At 54.9% G+C, this 22,832-nt stretch carries 21 protein-coding genes; 7 read left to right on the top strand and 14 right to left on the bottom strand.

Going from position 1 to position 22,832, the window contains the following annotated elements:
- Positions 1-38 precede the first annotated feature (38 nt).
- Positions 39-1,184: a CDP-glycerol glycerophosphotransferase family protein gene (locus V7747_RS08735; protein WP_335615654.1), complete on the top strand. Its 1,146-nt coding sequence runs from the start codon at positions 39-41 to the stop codon at positions 1,182-1,184.
- Here the strand turns inward: V7747_RS08735 and V7747_RS08730 are convergent.
- From V7747_RS08730 to V7747_RS08700, 8 genes are all read right to left on the bottom strand, one after another.
- The gene (locus V7747_RS08730; RefSeq protein ID WP_335615653.1) at positions 1,181-1,570 is read right to left on the bottom strand and encodes an adenylyltransferase/cytidyltransferase family protein; all 390 of its coding nucleotides are present in this window, start codon (positions 1,568-1,570) and stop codon (positions 1,181-1,183) included. The genes V7747_RS08735 and V7747_RS08730 overlap by 4 nt on opposite strands.
- A gap of 26 nt (positions 1,571-1,596) precedes the next feature.
- Positions 1,597-2,544: a glycosyltransferase family 2 protein gene (locus V7747_RS08725; RefSeq protein WP_335615652.1), complete on the bottom strand. Its 948-nt coding sequence runs from the start codon at positions 2,542-2,544 to the stop codon at positions 1,597-1,599.
- Positions 2,545-2,555: 11 nt separating this feature from the next.
- Positions 2,556-3,545 (bottom strand): glycosyltransferase family 2 protein, encoded by a 990-nt coding sequence (locus V7747_RS18610; protein WP_442909211.1) that lies wholly within the window; start codon positions 3,543-3,545, stop codon positions 2,556-2,558.
- A gap of 20 nt (positions 3,546-3,565) precedes the next feature.
- Positions 3,566-4,192: a class I SAM-dependent methyltransferase gene (locus tag V7747_RS08720; RefSeq protein ID WP_335615651.1), complete on the bottom strand. Its 627-nt coding sequence runs from the start codon at positions 4,190-4,192 to the stop codon at positions 3,566-3,568.
- A 10-nt stretch (positions 4,193-4,202) separates the two neighbouring features.
- Positions 4,203-5,918 (bottom strand): ABC transporter ATP-binding protein, encoded by a 1,716-nt coding sequence (locus tag V7747_RS08715; RefSeq protein WP_335615650.1) that lies wholly within the window; start codon positions 5,916-5,918, stop codon positions 4,203-4,205.
- Between the two features lie 28 nt (positions 5,919-5,946).
- Positions 5,947-6,798 (bottom strand): glycosyltransferase family 2 protein, encoded by an 852-nt coding sequence (locus V7747_RS08710; RefSeq protein ID WP_335615649.1) that lies wholly within the window; start codon positions 6,796-6,798, stop codon positions 5,947-5,949.
- Positions 6,795-8,630, bottom strand: a complete 1,836-nt coding sequence (locus V7747_RS08705) for a hypothetical protein (protein ID WP_335615648.1) — start codon at positions 8,628-8,630, stop codon at positions 6,795-6,797. The genes V7747_RS08710 and V7747_RS08705 overlap by 4 nt, the downstream gene beginning before the upstream one ends.
- Before the next feature lie 104 nt (positions 8,631-8,734).
- Positions 8,735-9,094 carry a prepilin-type N-terminal cleavage/methylation domain-containing protein gene (locus tag V7747_RS08700; RefSeq protein WP_335615647.1) on the bottom strand — a complete coding sequence of 120 codons (360 nt, stop codon included), beginning with the start codon at positions 9,092-9,094 and terminating at the stop codon, positions 8,735-8,737.
- A gap of 270 nt (positions 9,095-9,364) precedes the next feature.
- Here V7747_RS08700 and pilB point away from each other — a divergent pair, with 270 nt between their 5' ends.
- The 6 genes from pilB to V7747_RS08670 all read left to right on the top strand — a co-directional run bounded on the left by pilB (position 9,365) and on the right by V7747_RS08670 (position 15,062).
- A complete protein-coding gene (gene pilB / locus V7747_RS08695; RefSeq protein WP_335615813.1) occupies positions 9,365-11,068 on the top strand; it encodes a type IV-A pilus assembly ATPase PilB in 1,704 nt (567 codons plus the stop codon).
- A gap of 3 nt (positions 11,069-11,071) precedes the next feature.
- A complete protein-coding gene (locus V7747_RS08690; RefSeq protein ID WP_335615646.1) occupies positions 11,072-12,337 on the top strand; it encodes a type II secretion system F family protein in 1,266 nt (421 codons plus the stop codon).
- Between the two features lie 3 nt (positions 12,338-12,340).
- A complete protein-coding gene (locus tag V7747_RS08685; RefSeq protein WP_335615645.1) occupies positions 12,341-13,213 on the top strand; it encodes a prepilin peptidase in 873 nt (290 codons plus the stop codon).
- A gap of 61 nt (positions 13,214-13,274) precedes the next feature.
- Complete coding sequence (gene coaE, locus V7747_RS08680) at positions 13,275-13,886, top strand: dephospho-CoA kinase (RefSeq protein ID WP_335615644.1); 612 nt, start codon at positions 13,275-13,277, stop codon at positions 13,884-13,886.
- Positions 13,883-14,071, top strand: coding sequence for a DNA gyrase inhibitor YacG (yacG, locus tag V7747_RS08675; RefSeq protein ID WP_335615643.1), 189 nt, complete (start codon positions 13,883-13,885; stop codon positions 14,069-14,071). The genes coaE and yacG overlap by 4 nt, the downstream gene beginning before the upstream one ends.
- A gap of 31 nt (positions 14,072-14,102) precedes the next feature.
- Positions 14,103-15,062, top strand: a complete 960-nt coding sequence (locus V7747_RS08670; RefSeq protein ID WP_335615642.1) for a Nudix family hydrolase — start codon at positions 14,103-14,105, stop codon at positions 15,060-15,062.
- Between the two features lie 19 nt (positions 15,063-15,081).
- Here the strand turns inward: V7747_RS08670 and ispH are convergent, their stop codons facing one another.
- From ispH to murJ, 6 genes are all read right to left on the bottom strand, one after another.
- Complete coding sequence (ispH, locus tag V7747_RS08665) at positions 15,082-16,029, bottom strand: 4-hydroxy-3-methylbut-2-enyl diphosphate reductase (RefSeq protein WP_335615641.1); 948 nt, start codon at positions 16,027-16,029, stop codon at positions 15,082-15,084.
- A gap of 84 nt (positions 16,030-16,113) precedes the next feature.
- The gene (fkpB, locus tag V7747_RS08660) at positions 16,114-16,551 is read right to left on the bottom strand and encodes an FKBP-type peptidyl-prolyl cis-trans isomerase (RefSeq protein ID WP_335615640.1); all 438 of its coding nucleotides are present in this window, start codon (positions 16,549-16,551) and stop codon (positions 16,114-16,116) included.
- A gap of 213 nt (positions 16,552-16,764) precedes the next feature.
- Complete coding sequence (gene lspA, locus V7747_RS08655; protein WP_335615639.1) at positions 16,765-17,259, bottom strand: signal peptidase II; 495 nt, start codon at positions 17,257-17,259, stop codon at positions 16,765-16,767.
- The gene (gene ileS, locus V7747_RS08650) at positions 17,252-20,077 is read right to left on the bottom strand and encodes an isoleucine--tRNA ligase (RefSeq protein ID WP_335615638.1); all 2,826 of its coding nucleotides are present in this window, start codon (positions 20,075-20,077) and stop codon (positions 17,252-17,254) included. The genes lspA and ileS overlap by 8 nt, the downstream gene beginning before the upstream one ends.
- A 22-nt stretch (positions 20,078-20,099) precedes the next feature.
- Positions 20,100-21,026, bottom strand: coding sequence for a bifunctional riboflavin kinase/FAD synthetase (gene ribF, locus V7747_RS08645; RefSeq protein ID WP_335615637.1), 927 nt, complete (start codon positions 21,024-21,026; stop codon positions 20,100-20,102).
- An 84-nt stretch (positions 21,027-21,110) separates the two neighbouring features.
- A complete protein-coding gene (murJ, locus tag V7747_RS08640; protein ID WP_335615636.1) occupies positions 21,111-22,682 on the bottom strand; it encodes a murein biosynthesis integral membrane protein MurJ in 1,572 nt (523 codons plus the stop codon).
- Positions 22,683-22,832 lie beyond the last annotated feature (150 nt).

Here is a 22,832-nt window from a genome sequence, read left to right as displayed (position 1 = left end):
CTTTAACACCGAACAACCACTCAAAACAACGCAGCCTAATGAAAATCAACAAATCACGCCCATCCCATTGGCTTTACCTCCTTGCGTTTACATGCCAGGCGACACTGGGGCTTATACTACGTCTAGTGACAGAAAGGTCAGCCATAACTCTCTACGGACACAAGCTAAACGGCAACCTGTTTGCGCTTTACCAGAGCTGTGATGAGTCTACATTCCTCAGTATGGATCTAGCCTACTGCCGCTCTTTGCACGCACAAGGCATACGGGCGCAATGGGCTTGTGGCATCGGAGCAGCGCTATTACTAGCCCGCTCCAAGGCGCTCATTAGCGACCATGGTCTACATAGCTTGGAGCTAATTTTAACCTGCTATCAGAAAACCGGACTTAGATGCTTCGACGTGTGGCACGGCATTCCTTTCAAAGGCTTTGATGCAGACGACTTTCGCTTACAGCATCGATATGATGCCACCTGGGTTGCATCTCCCCTGGTTCGAAAGCTTTATATAGAGCGCTTTGGCTTCGAGCCCGACCGAGTCGTAGTTACCGGATACGCACGCACCGATGCCCTTGTCGAGCAACAGGCATGCAACTTAGACATACGAAAAGAGCTTGGACTACCGGAAACCGGTGTAGTTGTATTATTTGCTCCAACATGGTCACAGGATGCAGCCGGCCGAAGCCTTTACCCCTTCGGCTACTCAGAGGCAAACTTTCTAGCCGCACTTTCCTCTATCGCTGAACAGCATGATGCGACAGTGATATTGCGCACTCATCTCAATAGCGGCGCAAGCGCAGAGCAGGAGTACCCCAATATAAAGCGGGTGCCAAGCAGCGACTGGCCCGACACAGAGAGCATCCTTCAGGTCAGCGACATCCTCATCTGCGACTGGTCATCTATTGCGTTTGACTTCTTACTACTGGATAGACCGACCATTTTCCTGGATGTCCCCCCTCCGTTTCGAAAAGGGTTTTCACTAGGCCCCGAGTTCCGGTTTGGCCCTATAGTGGATAGCATGCCGGCGTTGACTGAGGCGCTAGTCTGCGCGATGCAGAGTCCCGACCACTACTGGCGAAGCCATTCAGAGAAACACCAGGAAGTGAAAACGACAATCTATGAAGAATGGGCAGATGGCCAAGCGACGCAGCGCTGCTTGGCCCAGCTGGCAAGAGCCTGCTCAACCTAGAATCGAATTTTTTCAATAATCGCTGTAGTTGAAATAGCCGGGGTTCTATCGAAATAAACTACGCGGCAAATATCATTGAACTCGTCAAAGCGCCCCTTCCAATCATCCCCCATTGCCAGGACCTTCGCACCGTGATGCTTCAAGTAGTGCCTTTTCAACTCCAAGGACTCCTCTAAAAAAACCCCGTCTACACAGCGGAGGGCGGCAACCAGCCTCAAGCGCTCATCCTGGCAAAACACAGGGGCCCTCCCCTTCTTGCTGACATTCAACGCATCACTTGACACGCCAACCACCAAACGGTCGCCTAATTCCGCAGCGCGCTCCAGGATACGCAAGTGCCCGACATGAAAGACGTCAAAGGTTCCAAATGTCAGCACCGTAGACACTGATCTAGTCATCAAAGGCACCACCACTAATCCGCACGACTGGCACCGCGATGACGCCTGCGGTGAAACTGGTAGCTAAGGTAAATTAGTGCTCGCTTGGGGAGAGCAAGCAGTACCCCGGGGTCAGCCAAAACAAGCGTCGCAGCCTTGAAAAAGTGCCAACCTTTTAGAGCATCGGCCAACGCGTACAAAGCCTCATTTCGTTTCAATGAGATGATCTTGCGGTGAAAGGCCACCCTTATATTGTCTGGCCACCCTTCTAGCGCGGCACAAGATTCAATACATAAGCGCATGTCCTGCGGCCCTGCCAACGCAGTGAGCGACCCAGGCCGCACGCGATACAGATATAGCGCCTCCGGAAGATAGCGAAATCCAAGCCCTGCATGCGCCAAACGAATCACATACTCAGCGTCCTCCCCAAACGACCGAGATGAATGCATCACTCCTGCATCGCGAATTGCCGATATAGGAATCAGTGGTTTTATAAGCAATCGAGACGATCCCAAGTAGCCTTCAAGTCCAAAGTCGTAGGGGCTCTGCCCAGAGCCACCGAAAGCGATATCTCCATGTAGTCTACGCCAAGGCACTAGGCCTCCTGGAGAGGAATGACACGTCATGACATCGTCGAACACCATACGGCGCGGCACAGTGATCGCGACAGATAGCAGGCGCTCCAAGCGTTCAGGCAACCAAATATCGTCAGCATCAATAAAAGCAACCCAGGGAGCGTATGCTAGCGCTATTGCTCGGTCGCGGCTCGCACCAGGCCCCACATTGACTGGGTTTCGAATATATCTGAATCGCGGATCCTCGATGGAACCCAACACCTGGGCGGTGGCATCAGATGAAGCATCGTCACAAACTATAAGCTCCAAATCCCGCATACTTTGCGATAGAACAGAGTTTATGGACTGCATCAGAGTACCTGCAGTGTTATAGGCTGGCATAATCACTGATACGATGGGCTTGTTCATGCTCTCGTGCATCACACTCTACCAACGCCAAGTTTATCGAGAACCAAACGAACAGGATGATACAACCAGCGAACAGGGATCAGAGCACGCTCAACCCACAAAGGCGGGATGTCTCTAAGCAAAGGTAAAGAATGGATCCTGGAGGGTGGGCGCCGACCGACAACAAGATTATCGGCTGCTTGAGCCATTTTCACCCAATACTGATAGTCATACCGAAGCCCCTTCTGTATACAAGCCCAAAGACCATCCGAAGCAGCAATTTTTCTATTATGGCTTAGCCCGCCTGCAACCTGAAGCGAGCAGACCAATTGCAGTATGAGTTCAGCTCTAGCAGACAGAGCCTGCTGACCAGGATCCCTGCCCCGAGAAACCCTTGCACCCGTATGCTGGACCCAAGCGCCAACTGCTTCATCAACGCATGCCCAGCGAAGACCCGGGCTCACAGAAAGCTTCATAAACCAGAAAACGTCTTGCCCAACGGGCAAATCAATATCCCACCTGGCAGTCGATAGCACCTCTCTTCGGTAGAGGTGCGCATGGGTCACCGTCATCCTAGCAGGCCCCAACGCGGCAACGACGAGATCACTTGTATTGGGCGGAGACAACCTCTTTACGCAGTTCAGCTTAGAATTTACGACATCTATTGAACCTGAGCATATGTCAAGATTTTCCTCTACAATCTTGACTAGCTGCCTCATACAACTGACAGGGTATAAATAGTCATCATCATCAAGGAACCGGACATAAACCCCTGAAGCATTTACCAACCCATGGTTCCTAGCCTGCGGCGCACCAGCCATCGTTAACGGCAACCACTTTACGCGAACGTCTCTCGCAAAATCACAAGCTATCGTACGCCAAGAGTCATCCGGCCCATTGGGGACGACTATAACTTCCACCTCATAATCGCCGGCGGACCGCAACGCGCTATTAATCGCCCGGCCTAAGTATTCGGCACGCCTAAAGGTTGGAATGACGATCGAAACGACCGGTTCAGACATATTGTATCTCTACACCCGAGCTACTTCTTGAACACAAAGAAGCGATGATATGGGTTTTCCCGGACTCGATAGGTACTCATTGCAGCACCAGGCACACAGTTAAGGAGCAGGCTAGATACGTCGCTGAGAGCATAACCTTTCTTATTGATCTCCCAGTAGTGCTCGCCATCGAACACGTGTACATCACCCCGAAAAAATGGACGCTCGAACATGATATTTAAAGGCCGCACATAAGGAATTCGCACCGAAGACGACCAACAGGGCCTTGCATCAGGAAGACTAATAACCACGCCCCCAGAGCAAACCCTCCACATTTCTCTAAGCACACTCAAGGAAACATCGAACGGCATGTGCTCAAGTACCTGGAAAGCACAGACGACATCGAAGCTTCCGTTATTGAACGGCATCTCCTCTGCCGAAGCCAGATAGTCCGGACACAGCGCCTCATCAATATCAAGCGTTTCAAGCCGGCACCCAAAGCCATTAATCACAGACTTGAGTACACCAGGGCCAGGCCCCACCTCCAGAACCGCCTTCGGATCAAGAGCGAGCAGCTCTGAGACTTGGTGCCAAACGCTCATCCATCTACCACGACTCATGTAGCGTCCGAACTGGTAATGGCCATCCTTAACCTGCCGAGCCATCATATATGCCCCCTTATGGCTCAGGCGCTATTGAGATGATTTCATCGCAATAGCGCAGCGACTCTGCATTGTGAGAAACAATTAAGATAGTTTTCCTGCTTGACAGCTCGCGCAGAGCTCTACTTAATCGCTGCTCTGTATTCACATCCAACGCACTAGTAGCCTCATCCATGAGCAAAACCGGCGGATCGCGATAAAGTGCACGAGCAATACCTATTCGCTGCCGCTGCCCCCCCGATAAGCGCACACCACGCTCGCCAATAACAGTGAGATAACCCAAGGGCAGCTCTGCGGTCACAAAGTCGTGGATCTGGGCCACTCGAGCTGCGCGCTGCACTGCATTCATGTCGACTTGATTGCTCGGTACACCAAACGCGATATTCTCAGCAACAGTTAGGTCCGCCAGATAAATATGCTGGGGCACGTAGCCTATGGACCCTTGCCAACTCGCTACATTTGAGCTGTCCACTGCAGTATCGTCAATCAGCAAACGCCCAGCTTGCGGCTCCAGCAGCCCCAATAGCAAGTCCATCAAGGTACTTTTCCCGGCTCCGCTTGCGCCTACAATACCGACGCATCTATTCGCATGGATTTCCAGACTATAACCAGAGAAGATAGGCTTATCAGGCGAAACTGGGTATGCGAAGGTAACACTCTCCAGCCGAATACCCCGCTGCGGACGCAGCTTGCCTGCAGCTCTTAAGCCAGAGTTCATAGGTAGCGACAGATGCTGGGCTATAACATCAAGAGCGGCGGAGGAAAATTTCAGCTGGGCAAAGCCACGATACATAATCTGAACAGAGGGTAAAATTCGATAGGCTGCGAAACCATACAACCCCAACACTGGCAGTACCTGAGCGATATCCTCACTTCGCTCCATAAGGATCAGTGATAGACAAATCAGCCCGGTGTAACCAACAGCCTCTACAATATATAGCGGCGACTGGCTCAGTGTTTCCGCGTTAGCTTGGTGACGTGAGTACCCACGCGAGGCTGACGTAAATCGGCCTAAGTACGCGTCAGCAGCATTTGTCACTTTTACGTCTTTAATTCCCCCAAGCACCTCGTTACAAGCCTTGAAACGTGCGCCATTCTCTAGCTGCCGCGTCCTGCCAGTTTCGACCAGCCGCTTACGCACCAGCACATAGATGACAGCGTATAACACTAGCACTACGGCAACCGTAGCTACCGCGATCCAAGGATCATATAGAAGAAGGACAATAACCATCGCCAGGACAACAGCCCCCTGTGCCACTAACTGGGACAACGGCTTGATCAGCCCAACGAGTAACTGGTCTATCTCGGAAAGAGCGTTACGCGCTAGCTCAGCAGAGTTATGGATTAGAAAAAACTCATATGGCTGAGCCAAATACCGCGAAAGCAGGCGCGAGCTTATCCCGTGGCGGAACATATAAGCAAACCGGTTGATCGCGTGAAGAGTAAATGTCTTAAACAGTGACGATCCGACCACCAAGGCAATAGAAATACCGCCCAGCACCACAATGAATTCGCGCTCACTTTCAGGGTTTAGTGACTCGTACAGCCAGTTAAGGAGTACAACTTCATGCACGATATCTGGCCTAGAAAGCACAGACAGAAATGGCATAATGGATACAACACCAATCGTTTCCACAAAGGCCATCAGCACGACAAGCACCATCATCAAGACGGACTTTTTACGCTCCTCTTGAGTTAGGACATGCCAAACTTTAATCAAATCTGACTTCATCTAATCAACCCGACTTTCGCCGAGACCATTACTGCCCACCCCTATACATTAACGCGGTAATCTGCTCCGAAATCAGCCCCATCAGAAACACCATGACGCTGCCGGTATAGAGCAGAGCACTCATATTCGTAAAACGCCCAAATGCACCAAGGGTGTAGCCATACCACCCTGTAGCCACAAGGAAGGCCAGCATAGCGATCGGCGCAAAAAGTTTTAACGGAGAATAAAGTGTTCCGATTTTGAAGATGATAAGCAAGAATCGCACGCCATCTTTGAAGGGCTTGATATGGCTCTTGCCGATACGTTGAGCAGCATGGATCGGCTCGTAAGCGACCGAATAACCCGCTCGAAAAAAAGCCATAGTTGACGTAGTCGGATAAGAAAACCCGTTGGGAAGGAGGTATAAAAACTCCCGAAACTTCTCTGCTCGCACCGCACGAAAGCCCGATGTCAGGTCCTCGACGCTGTGCCCAGTCATATAGGAAGCAAGCCGATTGTAGAAACCGTTAGCCAGGCCACGTCCGACGCTGGCTTGAGACCCTTGCTGGCGCGCCCCAACCACCAGGTCATAGCCCTCATCAAGACGCGCAAGCAACCGTGGTATATCGCTTGGAGCATGCTGCCCATCGCCGTCCATAAACACAATTACGTCACCGGTCGCGGCCCGCGCACCGGTTTTGATAGCGGCACCATTACCCTTGCTATAGGGGTGCGAGATAACCATCGCGCCGGCCTCCGCAGCTAGCGCGGCAGTATTGTCGGTTGAGCCATCGTCCACAACCACGACTTGCGCCTGAGCGCAGTACTCGAGTACGCCTTTAATAACGTCTGCAATTGTCGCTGCTTCATTTTTGGCGGGCAAAACCACACTAAGGCTCATGGGGCATTTCCTGCTTGTGCACTGCGCATCATGTCACTCCATTCCGCAAGGCCGGCATCTTCAAGCTCGCCAAGCATTCGCTGGAAGCTTGCACTGGATGAAGAGGATCTTTGCGCAAAGTGAATAAAATAGGGTAACGCCTCATCCTGTTGCCCGTGCTTGTAAACAAATACGGCCACCCGCAAATACTCATTGCTACTCAGGGGCACCTTATCTACCAGAATGCCTATCGCCTGGACCACCTTGCCAGCATCAATGGCAAACCCCCGATCCACATTATTCATCATGGTCCAGACAACAAATTTATCTTGCCAGCTGGGCGGCACCTCTAGCAGCACGGTGAAGAAGCGCTGCCAGTCATCGTCCTCCACCGTTCCTAGCAGGGTTTTGTAAATGACCAGATTGGATGCCAGAGGGCTGGCTTCCACCTGCTGCAACCCCGCCTCGTTCGCATCGATAGCATGTTCCAGATGAATCTTCTCGCCAGTCGCTTTATAAATATCAAAGTGCGCGCCACCCAGTTGTGTCCAGGCGCGAGTTGACCCTGGCAACAACTTCACTAGCTTCTCCGCATGGCGAACAGGGTCACCCCATGTATAGGCATGCGACAACGTCGCGACACCAAGGGCTGCCAGCCCTACGCAGAGTGACGCAACAGCAGCAGATTTACCAAGCGGCAGGCGCTGCCAAATCAGCATCAACAGGTCACCGACAGCGAGTACCGCACCAATAAGGGGAAAATGGTTGCGATGTTCGAATACCAGCTCCAGCGCGATGACATTGCTGGTAATGAAGTGACCGGAGAAGAAAAGCAGCACGCCAAGAGCAAATACCGGGCGTACATTGCGCCAACACCACGCCCACACCAGCAAGCCAATCACCGCGACCAGCGACGGCAGCGTCGTCCAGGGCGACCAGAGGCTGCGCGAGACCGGAAGGTCGTCGTAAATAAACGTCATGTGGTCAGGGAAAGGAAAAACAATCTGCCAAAGGTAAAGGCACAACACCCGCGCCTGGGTCATCAAGCGCTCAAGGCTGGAAAAGTTTCTGCCTCCGTACGCATCCCACGACCAGTAATGGGGTACAACCACAAAGAAATATACAAGCAAACCCAGCACGCTCAGCAGGGTATAGGTTTGCCGCCAACCCTTCGCGACATCTTGCCGCGCTGCGCGAAAACGCAAAACAGTCAGCTCCAGAGCCAAGCAGAAGGCGAACAGCAGCGGCGCATCCTCTTTGCAGCCCAGGGCGAGCAACCAGAAGAAGAGCACTGCCAAGCCTTGAACGCGCCCACGCCCCGTGCCGGCAATCTGGATCTGGCGCATGCTCAAGTAAGCCCATAAGGCCAGTACCAGAAACAGGGTTTCCATAGTCTGCATGCGCTGGACAACATACATCACTGAAGACACCTGCATTGGGTGAACCCCCCAAGCGAGGGCGAACAGAAGTGCACCCAGCACAGCCGTAGATGACGTCCAGTCAGCCAGAAGCAGCAAGCGGCGCAAAAACAACGCTAAGAAAAAAACGGTAAAACTGTGAATAACCAGATTGGTCGTTTTAAATACTGTTGCATCCATGCCTCCAGCACGCCAGTAATCTAGAGCAAAGCTCAGCATGGGCAACGGGCGCGCGCCGTTACCGTCATGAAAGCTTAACGCAGCATTCCTCAGATTAGGTACATCTAGAGCCTCCACATAAAGCAGTCGATTCTGCAGGATATTAAATCCATCATCCAAAACAAAATCCCCGCCGAGCGCAGGTATAAAAACAGCAGCAGCTACTAACGCCACCACCAAAGAAAAAAACAGAAAGTACCTGGCGGAAAACGTCAAAAATCAAACTCCTGAAACGCAGCGGACAATAACGAGCAATGAACGGTTATCGAAAAAACAAAAAGCGCCGCAAGGCGCTTTTTGTTCAAACAAAGCGAGGGAGATTACTCGTCCAGCTCGCAAGAACCAGTACCGGCCTGACACACAGTATCCTGCGCAAGATCAGCATTACCGCGTTCCTGCGCAGTGAACGTCAGCGCGGTATCATTGTTGTAGTTTTCGATAGTCATCGAAACAGCAGTGGTTGAGTCACAGGCTGACGGCTCGAAAGCAGTAGGTGTACGGTTATCAGCAGCATCAGCAACCGCAGTACCCATGTACGCCTTGGCTTCAGCCAGACAAGCACCGTTAGCAGAGCGCTGGGTGTAATCGCGATAAGCCGGCAGCGCAATGGCGGCAAGAATACCGATGATCGCAACAACGATCATCAGTTCGATCAAGGTAAAACCCTTTTGAGCTTTCATAGTGAACTCCTTTGATGTGAAATAGCCAAGAGGCTGCCAAACCAAATGCACAAAACAGGCCAATTTCGCCGACACTGCTAAACAGCGCTAAACATCAGAATTCCTGACACCGATATACTTGTCGCTCTCCCTCCCGCGTCACAAGGTGACAAATTTCGTCACCCCAACCACCGCGCCTTACCCACACGCTTTATTTGCGGTGCAATACAAGCAGCGTATGTACTATAGTTCTGCTATAAAAAGCCACTTCGCAATCAGAGACGCCAACGGATTATGGATACCCCCGCTTTATCAGGGCTGGCACGTCGAATCGTACAAGATGGCTTGCTGGATGCAGACACCGCTAGCAAGGCTAACCAACAGGCCAGCCAAGACAAGATCCCGTTCATCACTCACCTGGTGCAACGCAAGCTCGCCAGCGCTAAAGACTTGGCAATGGTGTGCGCCGAAGAGTTCGGCTACCCCTATTTCGATCTCACTGCATTGGAGAAGGAAGCACAGCCTGCAGATCTGGTAACTGAAAAGCTCATACGTCAGCACAACGTGATGCCGCTATTCAAGCGGGGTTCTCGTCTATACCTAGCGATTTCTGATCCCACCAACCAACAAGCGCTCAGTGACATTCAGTTCAACACCGGTTTGATGACCGACGCTGTGATGGTGGAGGACGACAAGCTTCATGCAGCCATAGAGAAGTATCTCGACACCCCTACCGGCGGCTTGGGTGACATGGCAGACGCCGACCTGGACGACCTAGATGTCCAAGCGGTTGGAGACGACGATCAAAAGGAAGCAGGTTCAGACGCAGACGATGCGCCCATCGTTCGCTTCGTAAACAAAATGCTGCTAGATGCAGTTCGTATGGGGTCTTCGGACCTCCATTTCGAACCCTATGAAAAGACTTATCGCGTGCGCTTTCGCACCGACGGCATCCTGCATGAAGTGGCAAAGCCACCGCAGCAACTAGGTGTGCGCATAGCGGCGCGCCTGAAGGTGATGTCCTCCATGGATATGGCCGAGCGGCGCAAGCCGCAGGATGGCCGTATCAAGATGAAGATATCCAAGAACAAAGCCATCGACTTTCGCGTAAACACCCTTCCAACCCTCTGGGGCGAAAAAGTAGTGCTGCGTATTCTTGACTCCGAAAGCGCCAAGATGGGTATTGATGCCCTAGGCTATGAGGACGACCAGAAAAAGATGTTCATGGCTGCCCTTGAACGCCCGCAAGGCATGATTCTGGTAACCGGCCCGACCGGCTCAGGCAAAACGGTTTCGCTCTATACAGGGCTGAATATTCTCAACACCATGGAACGTAATATCTCCACGGCAGAAGACCCGGTAGAGATTAACCTGGAAGGCATCAACCAGGTCAACGTAAATCCCAAACAAGGGCTAGATTTCGCCAAGGCGCTACGCGCTTTTTTGCGTCAGGACCCTGATATCATTATGGTCGGCGAGATCCGCGATCTAGAAACGGCAGAGATAGCGATCAAGGCCGCACAGACAGGCCACATGGTGATGTCCACACTCCACACAAACAGTGCAGCTGAAACCTTGACTCGCTTGCGCAACATGGGGGTTCCCTCATTCAACATCGCCACATCTGTTAATCTGATCATCGCTCAGCGCTTGGCGCGCCGGCTCTGTAAAAGCTGCAAGAAGCCTATGGACATTCCGCGTGAAACGCTAATTGAGGAGGGCTTTCTGGCAGAACGGATCGACGCAGGGCTTACAATTTTTGGGCCTGTGGGTTGCGAAAATTGTAAAGATGGTTATAAAGGACGTGTTGGTATTTATGAAGTCGTCAAAATCACGCCTGCGATGCAGCGCATTATCATGGAAGACGGCAATTCCATTCAGATTTCTGAAGTAGCCCAGAGCGAGGGCTTTAGAAGCTTGCGCCAATCAGCCCTCATGAAGGCAGAAGAGGGGGTTACCAGCTTGGCGGAAGTTAACCGAGTGACCAAGGATTAAGTCATGGCGCAACAAGCAGCATTAAAAAAGAACTCTGCAGCTGCCAAGAAAAAGGCCAAGGAAGAGAAACTTTACCCTTTCAAATATGAGGGCAAGGATAGACGTGGAACCAAGGTCACAGGAGAAGTTCGAGGAGCCAATTCTGCGCTCGCGAAGAATCAGCTACGCAAACAAGGCATCTTGGTTACCAAAATCAACAAGCAGTCTCAGCTGTTTGGAGCACGCGCAAAAAAAATAAAGCCGCTCGACATCGCCTTCTTCACCAGACAGCTGGCCACCATGATGGAGTCGGGCGTACCTATCATTCAGGCCTTTGACATTATTGCTGAAGGCGCTGAAAACCCGAAAATGGCACAATTGGTCAACGAGATCAAAACAGATGTAGCCGCGGGCAACACCTTGGCCTCCTCCTTGGCAAAGCATCCAGAGCACTTCGACGACCTTTTCTGCAATCTAGTAGACTCCGGGGAACAGTCCGGCCGTCTTGAGTCATTGTTGGACCGCATAGCGACCTACAAGGAAAAAACTGAAGCGCTCAAAGCAAAAATCAAAAAAGCGCTTACTTATCCGATTTCGGTTGTGGTAGTGGCTATTATAGTAACAGCCATCATGCTGTTAAAAGTGGTACCGCAATTCCAATCAGTGTTTGAAGGTTTTGGGGCGGAGCTGCCGGCCTTTACTCTAATGGTTATCGGCATGTCTGAGTGGCTGCAAGCATGGTGGTTTCTCGGCCTGATTGGCATCATAGTAATAGGTTATGCCTACGGGAAAGCACACGTGAAATCCAAGCGGCTGCGTGATGCAGAAGATCGAGCGCTGCTCAAGGCGCCAGTTATTGGCAAAATAGTGTACGAGGCGGCAGTGGCTCGGTTCGCCCGTACTCTTTCTACCACTTTTGCTGCTGGTGTTCCTTTAGTTGAAGCTCTGGATTCTGTTGCCGGCGCTTCAGGCAATGTGGTTTTTTATGACGCGGTGATGAAAATCAAAGAGGATGTATCTGCTGGTTCGCAATTAAATTTTTCTATGCGTTCAACAGGAATATTCCCTTCTTTGGCAACCCAAATGGCTGGCATTGGTGAGGAATCGGGCAACTTGGATGGAATGCTTGAGAAGGTAGCGGATTACTACGAGTCTGAAGTAGACAACAAGGTCGACAACCTGACCACACTACTCGAACCTATGATTATGTGCGTGCTGGGTGTACTGGTCGGCGGCTTGATCGTAGCCATGTACCTTCCGATCTTCCAGCTCGGGAACGTCGTCGGCTAACACATGGAGCTATTACATTACCTGGCCAGCCACGCGCTGGCCTTTATTTTGCTCGCAGGCCTGCTAGGCTTGATCATTGGCAGCTTTCTAAACGTGGTAATTCATCGCCTGCCCAAGATGATGGAGATGCAGTGGCTGCAGCAAAGCCGTGAAATGCTGCACCCCGGTGAGGAGCAGGCTGAGCAGCCAACTTACAACCTCATTCTGCCGCACTCTCACTGCCCTCATTGCAGCACGGAAATCAAGGCTTGGCAGAACCTGCCGATCTTGAGCTATCTGCTGCTGCGCGGCCGCTGCGGCCAGTGCAAGAAGATCATCAGCGCGCGTTACCCTTTGGTCGAGTTGCTGACTGCCCTGCTTTCGATGGTGGTCGCCTGGCAATACGACTTTGGCTGGCCCGCAGCCGGGATGCTGGTGCTGACCTGGGGGCTGATCAGCCTCAGCATGATAGATGCCGACACTCAACTGCTGCCCGACATTCTCGTACTGCCGCTGTTATGGCTGGGCCTCATTGCCAACAGTTTTGGTATTTATACGTCCCTGCATGAGGCACTGTGGGGCGCTGTCGCTGGATATCTCAGTCTGTGGTCGCTTTATTGGCTATTCAAGCTGGTCACCGGCAAGGAAGGCATGGGCTACGGCGACTTCAAGCTGCTGGCAATGCTCGGCGCCTGGGGTGGCTGGCAAATACTGCCATTGACCATCCTGCTGTCATCGCTGGTCGGCGCTATTTTTGGCATCATCATCCTGAAGTCCCGCGGCCAGGACAACGCCACTCCCCTGCCCTTTGGCCCTTACCTGGCTATCGCAGGCTGGATTGCCCTGATCTGGGGTGAGACAATCACGGGCAGTTATCTCAAGTTCGCCGGTTTCTGAACCGGCGCGCCGCGCTGCGGCGTTTTAGCTAATCCCCCCAGGACAGTCAGTGTTACCTGTTATGAGTATGATCATAGGTTTGACCGGCGGCATTGGCAGCGGCAAGACCGCCGCCGCTAATTATTTTGCCTCGGCTCACGGTATTCACGTGGTGGACGCAGACCTCAAGTCCCGCGTAGTGGTTGAACCCGGCAAGCCTGCACTGCAACATATAGTTGATCGCTTCGGTGCTGACATCCTGCTGCAGGACGGCAACCTGGATCGTGCAGCTTTGCGTGCACAAGTATTCAGCGATCCGCAACAGCGAGTATGGCTTGAACAGCTACTGCACCCCCTGATACGAGAAGAGATCGTCAGCGATTTGCATAGCGCCACGTCGCCCTATGCGCTTCTCGTCTCACCGCTACTGGTTGAGTCCGGCCAACACAAGCTGACCAGTCGTGTCATTGTGGTAGACGTGCCTGAAGAACTGCAACTGACGCGCACCGCAACACGTGACCAAGTTTCAGAGCAGCAGGTTAGGGCCATTATGCAAGTACAGGCGCAGCGCGATGCCCGCCTGCGGCAGGCCCACGATGTGATTGTCAACGATCGCGACCTGGCTCACCTCCATCAACAGGTAGATGCTCTGCATCAACAGTATCTAGCTATGCTGCAGGAGAAAGAAATATGACAATCAACGTCGAATGTCCCACCTGCAAGGCCCCGGTCACCTGGGATGCCAGCTTTCCAGATCGCCCTTTCTGCTCGCACCGCTGCCGCCTCATCGACCTGGGTGCCTGGGCTTCAGAGGAGCACGTGATTCCCGGGAACGAACACGAGCAAGACGTATTTTCCGAGGACCTGCCGCAGCAATGAATCTCAGCGCCGCACAACACCTGCCACACTGATGCGCCGTATCCATGTGATGGCGGCGGTCATCAAAAACCCACAAGGGCAGATCCTGATCGCCAAACGACCCGACAACGCCCACCAGGGTGGCCTGTGGGAATTTCCGGGCGGCAAACTCGAGTCAGGTGAATCTCGCTTTGCAGCGTTGCGCCGAGAGCTGCAGGAAGAGCTCGGCATTGAGACACTCAAAGCCCGGCCGCTTATCGATATCCGACATGACTATACCGACAAGTCGGTCCGTCTCGATGTCTGGCTAGTAGAGGAATTCAGCGGTAACGCACACGGTGCGGAGGGTCAGCCTACACGCTGGGTGCGGAGCGCCGAGCTCGAGCAGTTCGAATTTCCTGCCGCCAATCAGCCCATCGTGGCCGCAGCGCAGCTGCCTGAGCACTATCTGATCACCCCGGATTGCGACGAACAGACAATGGTGCGCGGCCTGGATCAGGCAAGAGCCAAAGGAATCACACTGGTTCAGCTGCGCCAGACCAACCTCGATCCCCAGGAATATGACGCGCTCGCGCAACGCCTAACCCAGCACTACGGCAGTGACTTTAAATGGCTACTGAAAGGCGACACGCCACCAGCGCTGTCCAACTGCGGCTGGCACCTCACCAGCGCGCAGCTACGCCGATTTTGGCAGGTACAGTCATCAACCCAGGGATGTTCTCTGCAAAAGCCGTTCAACGGCTTTCTGGCAGCTTCCTGCCATAGCGAAGAAGAGCTTGGAATGGCGGCGGCACTGGGTGCCGACTTTGTGACGCTATCACCCGTGCAAGCTACTCGCAGCCACCCCGGCGCTGAACCCTTGGGTTGGGAGCAAACCGAGCGGCTGATCACTGAGGCCAATTTACCTGTCTATCTATTAGGCGGGCTACAGCAAGCGCAATGCGCGCAGGCATTCAACATTGGTGCACAGGGTATCGCGGGCATAAGTGCTTTCTGGCCAAGCGACAACTGAGCCCTCGACGAGTAAAGCCCTACTGAACTTCAACCACACGCAATTCCTTGGGCATACTGAAGACGATATTCTCTTCCTGCCCGGCGAGTTCCTCTGCCCCTGTTGCGCCTTGCGCATGCAGATGCGCGATAACTTGGCGTACGAGTACATCCGGCGCTGAAGCCCCCGCCGTCACACCGATATTGCCGACCGACGCCAGCCATTCAGGTTTGATCTCGTCTGCGCCATCGATCAGATAAGCGGGCGTACCCATGCGCTCGGACAACTCGCGCAAGCGGTTGGAATTGGAGCTGTTCGGGCTGCCGACTACCAGAACCAGATCACACTCACTGGCCAGTTGTTTGACCGCATCCTGGCGATTCTGAGTGGCGTAGCAGATATCGTCCTTGCGCGGACCGTCAATCGCCGGGAAACGCGCGCGCAGGGCGTCGATCACCCGTGCGGTATCATCCATCGACAGCGTGGTCTGGGTAACAAAAGCCAAGCGCTCAGGGTCGCGGACCTGCAATTGCGCAACATCGGCCTCATCCTCTACCAGATAGATAGCGCCGCCCTGGCTGGCATCGTACTGCCCCATGGTACCTTCCACCTCCGGGTGGCCGGCGTGGCCTATCAGTACACATTCGCGGCCATCGCGACTGTAACGGGTAACTTCCATGTGCACCTTGGTCACCAGCGGGCAGGTAGCATCAAACACCTTGAGCCCTCGATCGGCAGCTTGCTGCCGCACGGCCTGCGAAACTCCATGGGCACTGAAGATAACAATGACGTCATCCGGCACTTGGTCAATTTCTTCAACAAAGACCGCACCGCGACTGCGCAGATCCTCTACCACGAACTTGTTGTGCACCACTTCGTGACGCACATAAATGGGCGGACCAAAGACTTCAAGTGCCCGATTCACGATCTCGATGGCGCGGTCGACGCCTGCACAGAAGCCGCGCGGATTAGCCAGTTTGATCTGCATGATTACCTCGGGGGCAGTTGGTCTGTTGATGGGCGAATTATCCAGCATCGCCGCGGTGATTGCGATGGCCGCCCGACAAGCCGGTCAGGCTGCTTCAACCGCTACGATTTCTACGTCAAAGGTGATGACCTTACCCGCCAAGGGGTGATTGAAGTCAACCTCTACCACCTTCTCGTGGATACGTTTGACCACGCCCGGCAGCTCGCCACCGGCGGCGTCCTGAAAAATCACCAGCAGGCCTTCTTCCAACTCCATCTCGTCGAACTGATCGCGCGCTATGCTTTGCACGTTCTGCGGATTGCCCGGCCCAAAGCCACGCTCCGGCTCAATCTGGAAGCTACGCCGGTCTCCGCCCTGCAAACCGAACAACGCCTGCTCAAAACCCGGCAATAAACTGCCGTCACCCACCTTGAAGGTCGCCGGCTGCTTGTCCAGCGTGGTATCCACCACCTCGCCACTGGGCAGCTTGAGCGTAAAGTGCAGGGTTACCTGAGTGTTATGGTTTATACGCAGATCAGTCATTTCGGACTCTCAAATGGGTTATCGCTTGACGCTAGGATTATGCAGACTGGCAAGAAATTAAAACAATCGACCACTTCAGAACCAGGTCGCTGGGCGACCGTGGTCAAGAGCGTCGCCATGACCATTGATGGCAAGGGAACCAAGCCTCCCAGAGGACCTGCTTACCCAGACAAACTGAACAGAGGCTGCCACGCGATGCCTTGCTTGCGGCTTTTAGCTCGCGGTCTGCTTTTTGCCAACAAACATATCCAGAATAAGCAAACCGGCGCCCACGGTAATGGCGCTGTCGGCAATATTGAACGCCGGAAAGAACCAGCGCTGCTGCCAGTGCACCAGGATGAAATCAACCACATGGCCCAGCACAACGCGGTCATACAGGTTGCCCAGCGCGCCGCCGAGAATCAGTGCCAGCGCGATGGCCTCCATGCGCTTGCTGCGGTCCAGCCGCGACAGCCAGACGCAGAGCACTACGCTGACCACCACCGCGATCGCAGCAAACAGCCAACGCTGCCAGCCAGCGGCATCCGCCAGAAAGCTGAACGCTGCTCCGGTGTTGTACGCCAAAGTAAAACTGAACAGCCCTTCGATAACCGGCACCTGGTGGTACATCTCGAGGCTGGAGACCGCGATCCACTTGCTCAGTTGATCCAGCGCGATCACCAGTACCGAAAGCCATACCCAGGCCAGACTCCCCTTGGCCTCAGGCATGATGACGCACCTCACCAGCGCCTTCGATGTTGTCTACGCAACGGCCACAGATGTCGGGGTGCCCGGCGTGACTGCCCACGTCGGCACGGAAATGCCAGCAACGAGCACACTTGGTTTCTGCCGACTTTAGAATGCGCAGCTTGAGGCCAGGCACTTCGGTTGCAACAGCCTCCTCGGGCGCTTCAGCCAATGGTGCCAACGCTGCCTGCGAGGTGATAAGCACGAACCGCAGCTCATCGCCCAACTTGCCGAGCGCGTCGTTTAGACCCGGCTCCACAAAGAGCGTTACTTCAGCTTCGAGGTTTCCGCGGATCGCTTTCGCGTTACGCAGGTTCTCCAGCTCCTTGTTAACGGCTTCCTTGACACCCATAACGGTATCCCAGAAAGCCCGGCCTAGTGCCTGATCAGCCGGCAACTCGGCAAGCCCTTCGTACCAGGTGTTGAGCATGACCGATTCATTGCGGTCGCCCGGCAAGTACTGCCACAACTCTTCCGAGGTGAAGGACAATACCGGCGCAATCCAGCGCACCAGCGCCTCAGCAATATGGTAGAGCGCGGTCTGACAGGAGCGACGCGCTACGCTGTTGGCCTGAGTGGTGTACTGGCGATCCTTGATGATATCCAGGTAGAAGCCACCCAGCTCCTGTACGCAGAAGTTGTGCACTTTCTGGTAAACGTTCCAGAACTTGTAGGTATCGTAGGCCTCGACAATTTCTGCCTGCAGCAAGCGCGCACGATCCACTGCCCAGCGATCCAGATCCAGCATCTGTTCCGCCGGCAAGGCGTCGACCTTGGGATCAAAGCCGTTCAGGTTGGACAGCAGGAAGCGTGCGGTGTTACGAATACGACGGTAGGCATCGGCGCTGCGCTGCAGAATCTGATCAGAAACCGCCATTTCACCGGAATAATCGGTAGACGATACCCAGAGGCGCAAAATGTCGGCACCCAGCGTATCGTTAACCTTCTGCGGCGCGATGGTGTTACCCAGCGACTTGGACATCTTGCGACCGTTCTCATCGACAGTGAAGCCGTGCGTCAGCAGACCACGATACGGCGCGTGACCATCAATAGCGCTACCGGTCAGCAGCGAGGAGTGGAACCAGCCACGGTGCTGATCCGAGCCCTCCAGATAGAGATCCGCCAACGGACCCTCTGCATGCCCCATGGGGTGCGAGCCGCGCATGACGTGCCAGTGCGTGGTACCAGAGTCAAACCAGACATCCAGGGTATCGGTGATCTTGTCGTACAACGCGGCTTCGTCGCCCAGCAATTCGCTGGCGTCCATATCAAACCAGGCATCAATACCGCCCTGCTCAACGCGCTGGGCGACCTGCTCGATCAACTCCGGTGTGCGCGGATGCAGCTCGCCACTTTCCTTGTGCAGGAAGAAGGGAATCGGCACACCCCAGTTGCGCTGCCGCGAGATACACCAGTCTGGCCGACCGGCGATCATGTTATGCAGGCGCTGCTTGCCCCAGGCGGGCACGAATTCAGTCTGCTCAATGGCATTGAGCGCGCGCTCACGCAGGGTATCCCCGCCTTTGACCGGTAGGTCCATACCAACAAACCACTGCGCGGTGGCGCGGTAGATCAGCGGTGTCTTGTGGCGCCAGCAATGCATGTAACTGTGTTGAATGCTGTGATGCTTGAGCAACGCGCCCACTTCTTCCAGCTTGGTCACAATGGCTGGGTTGGCCTTCCAGATAAACTGACCACCAAAGAACGGCAGATCATTGATATAAACGCCGTTGCTCTGCACCGGACTGAAAATATCGTCGTTGGTCATGCCGTATTGCTTGCAGGTACGGAAGTCATCCTCACCATAAGCGGGCGCGGAGTGCACAACGCCGGTACCGGCGTCCAGCTCGACGTACTCCGCCAGGTAGACCGGCGACAGTCGCTCATACAGCGGATGGCGGAAGTTGATCAGCTCCAGCGTGGCACCGGGTGCAGTGGCAATCACCTCTCCTTCCAGGCCGTAACGCGCTAAACAGTCAGCAACCAGATCTTCGGCCAACACCAACAAGCGCTCGCCGGTATCGACCAGCGCATAGTTGAATTCAGGATGTACGTTCAGCGCCTGGTTGGCAGGAATGGTCCAGGGAGTGGTTGTCCAGATCACGATGGCGGCTGGCTTGGGCAGCGCGCCCAGACCAAAGGCCGCTGCCAGTTTGTCAGCGTCCTCGATAGCAAAAGCAACATCAATGGCATCGGACTTCTTGTCCTGATACTCGACTTCAGCCTCGGCCAGCGCCGAGCCGCAATCAAAACACCAGTTGACTGGTTTGAGCCCCTTGAACACCACACCCTGCTCAACCATCTTGCCAAGCGCGCGGATCTCACCGGCTTCGTTGGCAAAATTCATCGTCAGATAAGGGTTGTCCCAATCTCCCAGCACGCCCAGGCGGATAAAATCAGCTTTTTGCAGGGCAACCTGTTCGGTGGCGTAGGCGCGGCTAAGCTCACGCACCTTGTCGGCCGGCAGATGCTTGCCGTGGGTGGTTTCAACCTTGTGCTCGATCGGCAGACCGTGACAATCCCAGCCCGGAACATAGGGCGCATCAAAGCCCGATAGGGTTTTGGAGCGGGTGATCATATCCTTGATGATCTTGTTCAATGCATGACCGATATGAATGACGCCGTTGGCGTAGGGCGGGCCATCGTGCAGGATAAACTGCGGGCGGCCCTGGCTGACCTCGCGAATGCGCTGGTACAACCCGTCAAGACGCTTGAGGGTTTCCGGCTCGCGGTTCGGCAGCCCGGCTTTCATCGGAAAGTCCGTGGCAGGCAGGTTCAGTGTCGCTTTGTAATCGGTCATTTCGGTTCAGGCTCTTTTAAGTTCACAGGCCCCATTGGGCCCTGGCCGCGGCAAAATCAGCCTTGATTGCCGCCTGCAATGCATCCAGCGAGTCGAAGCGTTGTTCGTCCCGCAGTTTTTCATGAAACACCACATCCAGCCGACGACCGTAAAGGTCACCGGCAAAATCAAACAAGTGGACCTCAAGGTGGGCCTTGCCATCACCCGCGACCGTCGGTCGCTTGCCGATATTGGCAACCCCCTTGCGCTGCTGACCACCGAGCATCACGCTGACTCGATACACGCCATGCAAGGGCGGATTGACGCGCTTGAGCTGCACATTGGCGGTCGGCGCGCCGATGGTGCGACCCAGTTGCTGGCCGTGCAACACCCGGCCGCTGATACTGAACGGGCGACCCAGCAAGCGCTCAGCCAGGGCAAAATCACCCTCAGCCAGTACCTGACGCAGGCGCGTACTGCTGATGCGCTCGCCGCTGTCGGCTACCGTATTGGCTGCCTCGACGGTAAAGCCATGACGCGTGCCGCTTTTCTGCAGAAAGGCAAAATCACCCGAACGGTCACAACCAAAACGAAAGTCGTCGCCTACCTCCAAGTGCTTAACACCCAGGCCGTCGATCAACACCTGCTGTACGAACTGCTCGGCGCTAAGCTCGCGTAAACGACGATTGAAGGCCAGACACAGCACCCGGTCAACGCCCTGAGCCTGCAACAACGCGAGCTTTTCGCGCAGGCGGGTCAGCCTCGGCGGCGCCGCGTCGGGGGCAAAGTACTCACGCGGCTGTGGCTCGAAGATCACCACGCAACCCGGCAGGCCAAGACGCTCGGAATGCGCACGCAGCCTGGCCAGAATCGCCTGGTGGCCGGCATGCACGCCGTCGAAGTTGCCAATTGTTGCGACACAGCCCCGGTGCCGGGGCCGCAGGTTATGTAGACCGCGGACCAGTTCCATAATGCTCGTTAGTGGTGGATCAGTCGAAACGCTGGAGTATACAGGTTTGCTGCTACCAGCGTCATGCCCGCCGTCGCTCGCCCACTAGGTGTGGCGCAGATCACGCAGGCGTAAACCGCCCGCCAGCAGCACCACCAAGTACGCCCCCATCCCGGCAGCGACCAGTAACGACATTTCCCACGCCTTGCGCTGCCATCCCCAGTCCAGCCACGCCTGGGTCGGCGCCGCCAGCCAAAATAGCACCAACGACATGGCCACGCAGGCAGCCAGCAGACGCAGAGCGAACAACAACCAGCCGGGCTGCGCCTGAAATACGCCCGCCTTGCGCAACCCCCACCAAAGCAGACCGGCATTGAGCAACGCTGACAAGGAGGTGGCCAGTGCCAGCCCCACGTGCGCCAACGGCCAGATCAAGATCAGGTTCATACCCATGTTGGCGATCATGCAAATAATGGCGACCTTGACCGGAGTCTTGGTGTCCTGACGGGCAAAGTAACCAGGCGCCAATACCTTGATCAGCATAAAGGTCATCACCCCGACGGAATAGGCGCGCAGCGCTGCAGCCGCCTGCACCACATCCTGATCATTCATTGCTCCATAGTGGAACAGCGCCGCGATCATCGGCTCAGCCAATAGCAGCAAGGCAATGGCCGCCGGCACGCCCACCAGCAGCACCATGCGGACAGCCCAATCCAGCGTGCGGGCGAAGGCACGCGGATCTTCCGCCGAGTGCTGACGCGACAGTGCTGGCAAAATCACAGTACCGATGGCAATGCCAAAGGCACCCAGCGGCAGCTCGGACAAACGGTCGGCGTAGTACAGCCAGGAAATACTACCGGTTTGCAGGAAAGACGCCAGCACGGTGTCCAGCAGCAGATTGATCTGGCTCACCGACACCCCAAACAGGGCAGGGATCATCAGCGTCATGATGCGCTTGACGCCCGGATCCTTGCGATCAGGCCTGGGCACCGGCAGCAACTTTATCTGCGCCAGAAAGGGAAGCTGAAACAGCAGCTGGGCAACACCAGCGATAAAAACCCCCCACGCCAACGCCATGATGGGCTGCGCAAAATACGGCGTGAGACACACCGTTGCGCCGATCATGCTGACATTCAACAGCACTGGCGTGAACGCCGGCACCGCAAAGCGCCCGTAACTGTTCAGAATTGAGCCACAAAGCGCGGTCAGCGAGATAAGAAACAGATAAGGGAAGGTAATGCGCAGCATGTCGGTAGCAAGGCCAAGCTTGGCCTCGTCATCATGAAAGCCTGGCGCAAACAGCATGATCAACACTGGCGCACCGGCCACACCCAGGGCGGTAATAGCTGCCAGCGTCAGGCCCAGCGTGCCCGTTACCCGATCGACCAGTTGCTTTACATCAGCCAACGCCCGCTTGGCGCGATACTCGGAAAGTACCGGCACGAAGGCCTGGGCGAAGGCGCCTTCGGCGAATAGCCGGCGCAAAAAGTTGGGAATCTTGAAGGCGATGAAAAAAGCATCGGCCTCGGACTGCGAGCCGAAATACGCCGCCACCACCACATCGCGCACCATACCCAGCACACGCGACAGCAGGGTCATGACACTGACCACCATCCCCGAACGGAGCAAACTGGGCGCCTTGGGTGGCGTGCTATCGGAGGACGGAGTCTGAGACATGTATTTGAGCGCCGGCAAAAGCGGCCATCATAGCGCCCTGCGCGTCGCCTTGTCAGGTGCGCTGTACCGTTAGAGCACAACTAAATAGAGGCGTGCAACCAGCTTTCTCTGTATACTCCGCGCACCGCGACAAACCGCAGGCAGCGCAGC

The sequence above is a fragment of the Halopseudomonas sp. genome (assembly GCF_036960865.1).
Classification (GTDB): Bacteria; Pseudomonadota; Gammaproteobacteria; order Pseudomonadales; family Pseudomonadaceae; genus Halopseudomonas.
The sequence above is the reverse complement of the archived record's forward strand: the minus strand, read 5'-3'. Positions and strand labels throughout refer to the sequence as shown.